Below are 3,987 nucleotides of genomic sequence, written 5' to 3' on the forward strand. Positions count from 1 at the left end.
TCTGCAGCTTCATGCCGCCCTGGTCGCTCCAGAACCACGGTACGGCGGCGTAGGGCTCCCGGTGCCCGGTGAGCCGCCGGGCGACGTTGCGGGCCTGGTCGGTGGCGTTCTGCACCGACTCCAGCCGGAGCCGGCGCTCGCCGAACGCGTAGGGGAAGGAGCAGCAGTCGCCGATCGCCGAGATCGCGGGGTCGGAGGTCTCGAGGTACTCGTTGACCACGATGCCGTTGTCGACCTCGAGCCCGGCCTTCTCGGCGAGCTCGGTGCGGGGGCTGATGCCGAGCCCCAGCACCACCAGGTCGGTGGTCAGGGTCTGGCCCGAGTCGAGCGTCACCGAGGACACCCGGCCGCGGGTCGCCCCGATGCTGGTCACGCCCACGCCGAGGTGCACGTGGATGCCCACCGCGCGGTGGGAGTCCAGCGCGTAGCGCGACAGCGTCTCGCCCACGGCCCGGGACATCACCCGGTCGCGCAGCTCCACGACGTGGACGTCGACCCCGTGCTTGCGGGCCGCGCAGGCGACTTCCAGGCCGATGAACCCGCCGCCGATGACCAGCACCCGAGTGGCGCTGCGCAGCTCCTGGGTGAGCCGGTCGGCGTCGGTGCGGGTGCGCAGCTCGTGCAGGCCGAGCAGTCCCTCGGTCACGAACGGCGCCCGGATCGCGGCGGCCCCGGTCGCCAGCACCAGCGCGTCGTACCCGATCACCCGGCCACTGGTGGTCGTCACGGTCCGCTCCGGCCGGGAGATCTCGACGACGCCCTCGCCGGCGAGGTGGTCGATCCGCTCCCGTTCGTAGTACGCCGCGCCGCGGAACGGCAGCTCGTCGGCGGCCAGGTCGCCGTTGAGGTAGGCCTTGGACAGCGGCGGGCGCTGATAGGGGAGCCCGGCATGCTCGTCGAGCAGCGTGATCGTGCCGTCGTACCCCTCGCTGCGCAGCTCGGAGGCCAGCGTGAAGCCGGCATGGCCGGCACCGACCACGACGACCGAGCGGGGGCCGGCCGGGGCGCTCATCGCTGGTGCTCCGGGAGCTCGACGTCGATGTGGTCGATGTCGTCGTTCATCACCAGCTGGCAGGAGAGCCGACTGCGGTCGGTGCGCTCGCAGGCGGTGATCTCGAGCATGTCGTCCTCGTCCTCGCTCATCGGCGGGAGCTGGTCGGCGTACTGCTCGGGGACGTAGACGTGGCAGGTGGCGCACTGCCGCTGTCCGCCGCAGTCGGCCAGGATCCCGTCGACGCCGCCCTTGACGGCCGCCTGCATGATGCTGACGCCCGGAGGGACGTCGAGCGTGACGTCGCTCCCGGTGGGTGAGTGGTAGGTGACCTTGGTCATGACACGACGGCGAGCAGGCCGGCCAGCTCCTCGGGCGTGACGGTGGAGCGCTTGCGCTCGCCGAGGCCGCGGACGAGGGTGACCAGCTCGGTGAGGGCGGCGCCCTGCGGCACCGACAGCCCGGCATCGGTGAGCGCTCGGGTGACCTCGTTGGGGCCGGAGTACTTGCCGAGCATGAAGCGCCGCGCGTTGCCGACGTCGGCGGGGTTGAACGGCACCACCCGGGCCGAGCCGTAGAAGTTGTCCTTGCGGGCCTCGGCGTCGCCGGAGCCGGTAGCGACGCGGTAGTTGAAGGCGCGGGGGCCCACGATCGGCTTGTTGGCGGCCAGCGGGAGGCCGGTCATCCGCTCGTGGGTGCGGGCCAGGTCCATCAGCTCGGTCAGGACGATGCCGGTGTCGACGCCGTACAGCTTCTCCAGGGAGACCGCGACCTCGTCGAGCGAGGCGATGCCGCACCGCTCGGGGTCCATCCCGTTGACCACGCACTCGACGTAGTCGGCGCCGGCCTCGACGCAGGCGGCGGTGTTCGCCAGGCCCATGCCGGTGTCGTTGTGGCAGTGCGCCTCGATCGGCAGGTCGCTGACCGACCGGATGTGGCCGATGATCTCGCGCATCGCCTCCGGGCTGGCCACGACGCTGGCGATCTGCCGAGGGCTGCAGGTGGTCAACGTCCTGTGCGGAGGCACCCTGCACCAGCACCTGGCGCCCGGGTCGGTCGAGCACCGCGCCGCGATCCATCGGGTGACGGCGACCGGGCGGCTTCGTCAGATCGTCGGACGTGAGGAGTTCGACGTGTCGTCGTACCACCACCAGGCGGTGGACCGTGTCGGAGCCGGGCTGTCAGTGGCGGCGCGCGCCGCCGATGGCTGCATCGAGGCGCTCGAGCACGACGCGGGCACGCTGCTGGCCGTCCAGTGGCACCCCGAGGACCTGTGTCGCACCCATCCCACCGATGCCGCGCTCTTCACCGACCTGGTGGAGCGGGCGGCCAAGCATGCAACCCGAGAGGACCGGCTGTGACAGCGACCTACCAGGTGACCGATCCGGCGACCGGCATCACCAGCCAGACGTTCGACTTCGCCACCGACGCCGAGGTGGAGACCGCGCTGGCCCGCAGTGCGGCGGCGTACGAGAAGTGGCGGGCGACGCCGATGACGGAGCGAGTCGCGGTCGTGAAGCGGATCGCGCAGCTGTTCACCGAGCGGGCGGCCGAGCTCGGCGCGCTCATCACCACCGAGATGGGCAAGCGCCCCGCCGAAGCCCGGGGTGAGGCGGAGTTCTGTACAGAGATCTTCGACTACTACGCCGACCACGGCCCGGCCCTGCTGGCCGACCAGCCGCTGCCCGGTCACGAGGGCGCGCGCATCGAGAGTCTCCCGATCGGTCCGCTGCTGGGCGTGATGCCGTGGAACTACCCGTACTACCAGGTGGCGCGGTTCGCGGCGCCGAACCTCGTGGCGGGCAACACCATCCTGCTCAAGCACGCGGAGAACTGCCCCACCTCGGCGCTGGCCATCGCGCGCCTGTTCGCCGATGCGGGCCTCCCCGACGGCGTCCACGAGAACCTCTTCGCCACCCACGAGCAAGTGGCCGCGATGATCGCCGATCCCCGGGTGAAGGGGGTCTCGCTGACCGGCTCGGAGCGGGCCGGCGCCGCGATCGCCGAGGCGGCCGGGCGCAACCTGAAGAAGGTGGTGCTCGAGCTCGGCGGCTCCGACCCCTACATCGTGCTCGACACCGACGACGTCGCGGCCGCGGCGGCCGCGGCCTGGTCGACCCGGATGTCCAACATGGGCCAGGCGTGCAACTCCAACAAGCGCATGATCGTGATGGACGACGTGTACGACGAGTTCGTCGCCGCGCTGGTGGAGCATGCCGCCGCGATGACGCCGCGCACCGAGGCCGACGCCGACACCGAGTTCTCGCCGATGGTCTCCCGGCGCGCGGCGGAGGAACTGCTGGCGCAGGTGATCGACGCGGTCGAGCGGGGCGCCACCCTGCACGTCGGCGGCACGCTGGGCGAGCAGGCCTGGTTCACCCCGGCCGTGCTGACCGGGGTGGAGCCCGGCATGCGCGCCTACACCGAGGAGCTGTTCGGCCCGGTGGCGGTGGTCTACCGGGTGTCCAGCGACGAGGAGGCGGTCGCGCTGGCGAACGCCGTCGACTTCGGTCTCGGCGGTGCGGTGTGGTCGCGCGACGAGGACCGCGCCATCCGGGTCGCGGAGCAGCTCGACGTCGGGATGAGCAACGTCAACACGGCGGCCGGCGAGGGTGCCGACGTACCGTTCGGCGGCACCAAGCGCTCCGGCTTCGGCCGCGAGTTGGGGCCGCTCGGTATCGGCGAGTTCGTCAACAAGCGCGTCTTCTACGTGCAGCGATGAGCGCCGTTCCCGTCGTCCGGCGCGCCGAGGTGGACGCGCCCGACGCCCTGCCCCGCGAGGCCGGCCGGTCGCATCTGGCGGTGCTCGTCTCGCTCAACTTCCCCGACCTGACCGAGCCGGTCGCCGCTCTGGTACGACGGTTCACCCGCAACGCGCTCGCGGCGGTCACGGCCGCTGGGGCGTCGTACACGCTGGTGGACTCCTCGGTCGCGGACGAGCTGGCCGCGGCCCAGGTCGACGCCGACGGCCTGCTCGTGCTCGGTGGCGGCGACAT

Annotated in this window: 6 protein-coding genes; 3 read left to right on the top strand and 3 right to left on the bottom strand. The window is 71.9% G+C overall.

The window, feature by feature from the left end; genetic code table 11:
• The 3 genes from VHA72_RS00970 to VHA72_RS00980 form a co-directional block, all read right to left on the bottom strand.
• Nucleotides 1-1,012: NAD(P)/FAD-dependent oxidoreductase (locus tag VHA72_RS00970; RefSeq protein ID WP_325572573.1), on the bottom strand; the 1,012-nt coding region annotated here is incomplete at its 3' end.
• Nucleotides 1,009-1,332, bottom strand: a complete 324-nt coding sequence (locus tag VHA72_RS00975) for a 2Fe-2S iron-sulfur cluster-binding protein (RefSeq protein WP_325572574.1) — start codon at nt 1,330-1,332, stop codon at nt 1,009-1,011. The genes VHA72_RS00975 and VHA72_RS00970, both read right to left, overlap by 4 nt.
• On the bottom strand, nt 1,329-1,946 hold the full coding sequence (locus VHA72_RS00980; protein ID WP_325572575.1) for a hydroxymethylglutaryl-CoA lyase-like TIM-barrel protein: 618 nt from the start codon (nt 1,944-1,946) through the stop codon (nt 1,329-1,331). The genes VHA72_RS00975 and VHA72_RS00980 overlap by 4 nt, the downstream gene beginning before the upstream one ends.
• Here VHA72_RS00980 and VHA72_RS00985 point away from each other — a divergent pair.
• From VHA72_RS00985 to VHA72_RS00995, 3 genes are all read left to right on the top strand, one after another.
• Complete coding sequence (locus VHA72_RS00985; RefSeq protein WP_325572576.1) at nt 1,933-2,352, top strand: gamma-glutamyl-gamma-aminobutyrate hydrolase family protein; 420 nt, start codon at nt 1,933-1,935, stop codon at nt 2,350-2,352. The two genes, VHA72_RS00980 and VHA72_RS00985, sit on opposite strands and share 14 nt — an antisense overlap.
• Complete coding sequence (locus VHA72_RS00990) at nt 2,349-3,713, top strand: NAD-dependent succinate-semialdehyde dehydrogenase (protein ID WP_325572577.1); 1,365 nt, start codon at nt 2,349-2,351, stop codon at nt 3,711-3,713. Before VHA72_RS00985 ends, VHA72_RS00990 begins: the two co-directional genes overlap by 4 nt.
• Nucleotides 3,710-3,987, top strand: a 278-nt coding sequence (locus VHA72_RS00995) for a hypothetical protein (protein ID WP_325572578.1), incomplete at its 3' end; no start/stop codon positions are given. The genes VHA72_RS00990 and VHA72_RS00995, both read left to right, overlap by 4 nt.

It is taken from the genome of Nocardioides sp. (genome assembly GCF_035547795.1).
Taxonomy (GTDB): Bacteria; Actinomycetota; Actinomycetes; order Propionibacteriales; family Nocardioidaceae; genus Nocardioides.

Excerpts from the sequence above, each read along its gene's own strand:
- VHA72_RS00975 (WP_325572574.1), bottom strand. The coding sequence starts at position 1,332 with ATGACCAAGGTCACCTACCACTCACCCACCGGGAGCGACGTCACGCTC.
- VHA72_RS00985 (WP_325572576.1), top strand. The coding sequence starts at position 1,933 with ATGATCTCGCGCATCGCCTCCGGGCTGGCCACGACGCTGGCGATCTGC.
- VHA72_RS00980 (WP_325572575.1), bottom strand. The coding sequence starts at position 1,946 with ATGCGCGAGATCATCGGCCACATCCGGTCGGTCAGCGACCTGCCGATC.